The sequence below is a fragment of the Endozoicomonas sp. SESOKO2 genome (assembly GCF_024606245.1).
Taxonomy (GTDB): Bacteria; Pseudomonadota; Gammaproteobacteria; order Pseudomonadales; family Endozoicomonadaceae; genus Endozoicomonas_A.
On sequence record NZ_JAHHPQ010000246.1, the window covers coordinates 1 to 1,679 of the forward strand.

The 1,679-nt window shown below is 51.3% G+C and carries 1 protein-coding gene; it reads right to left on the reverse strand.

All coding sequences use genetic code 11. The annotated features are described in order from the left end of the window. Nucleotides 1-214: 214 nt before the first annotated feature. On the reverse strand, nt 215-1,679 hold a 1,465-nt coding region (locus KDK17_RS05880), incomplete at its 5' end, for a hypothetical protein (protein ID WP_257253932.1).

A 1,679-nucleotide genomic window follows, 5' to 3' on the forward strand; every position in this document is an offset into this window, starting at 1 on the left:
ATATCCCTGAATAAGGGTTGGAGCATAGTGGAGTGTCTTTGGTGTCGACAATAAAAAGTTTTGTCAACGGTTCGGCCTGACAGACGACAGACAACGTCAGTAACAGCAACCGCAGTGCCGAAAAGAGTGAGTATTTAATAATCCTATCCCTGCATTCTGGCTTGTACAGAGCAAGGATAGATCAAGAAAACCTCGTGAAAGAGCGGTTGTCAGACTAAGGCCTGAGGTCATCGTCTTGATCATTAACAGGAGGCTTGCGTTTTCGATGCATTCTTTTGTGATTCGACAGGACTTTTGCATTCTTGCAGACCTTTCCGCATGACTGTTGCTGGCCTTCCTCCCCGACCACGGCCACGTCACAGGTTTTTTGTCCGGTGTGGTATCCAGTTTTGTGATTCGACAGGACTTTTGCATTCTTGCAGACTTTTCCGCATGGCCGTTGCTGGCCTTCCTCCCCGATCACTGTTACGTCACAGGTTTGTTGCCCCGTGTGGTATGAACTTTTGTGAGCCAACAGGCTGTTAGCATTCTTGAAGACCCTACCGCATGGCCGCCAACCACCCTCGCCGATCACGGTCACGTCGCAGGTTTGTTGCGCGGTGTGGTATCCGACTTTGTGATTCGACAGGGCTTTGGCATTCCTGCAGACCTTTCCGCACGGTTTCTGCTGGCCAGCCTTCCCCTCCACGATTAAATCACAGGTTTGTTGTCCGGTGTGGTCTCTTCTTTTGTGATCCTTAAAGGCTTGAGCATTCTTCCAGATCTTTCCGCACGGCTTTGGCTGGCCATCTTCCCCGATCACGGTCACGTCACAGGTTTTTTGTCCGGTGTGGTATCCGACTTTGTGACTCGACAGGGCGTTAGCATTGTTGCAGAGCTTTCCGCATGGCTGCGGCTCGCCGTCCTCACCGATCACGGTCACATCACAGGTTTTTTGTTCGGTATGGTATCCCCTCTTATGAGCCGACAGGGCGTGAGCATTCTTGCTGACCTTCCCGCAAGGCCTCGGCTGGCCATCCTCCCCGATCACAGTCACGTCACAGCTTTGTTGTTCAGTGTGGTATCCACTTTTGTGGTTCGACAGGGCATGTGTATCCTTGCAGACCTTCCCGCATGGCCGCGGCTGGCCATCCTTCCAGATCAAGGGCACGTCACAGGTTTGTTGCCTGGCGTGACAATTGCTTTTGTGACACGACAGTGGTTTTGCATTCTTGAAGGTCTTCCCGCATTGCAGCAGCTGACCATTCTCCCCGAATATTATCAAGCTGCAAATGGCCTGATCGGCAGGGTAGGTTGTATCGGATGAATCGGAAGACTGCCGGAATTGACAAACGCCATGACAGGGATGGACGAAACAATTTAAACCTAGCGTATGTGAGTGTCGTCCAGGGACTCCATTATCCCTGCCAGAATCAGAATACAGAAGGCTAGTGAAAAAGCCTGTAGGTTTAGGGAGTGCTTCCTGCCCGGATGATTCTGATGGCGGGTTGGGTTGTTGCTTGTTTCCAGAGCCGGGCATCATAGTGGTGATCACGAACAGTTGATCCTGACTCGACCCCCGGAGCTCCACAAAGTTAAACGACGCTGAATCGGGGTTCCAATAGCTTTTTAAAAGCGAACCGAAAACGGCAACCACTTTTACAGATATCCCTGAATAAGGGTTGGAGCATAGTGGAGTG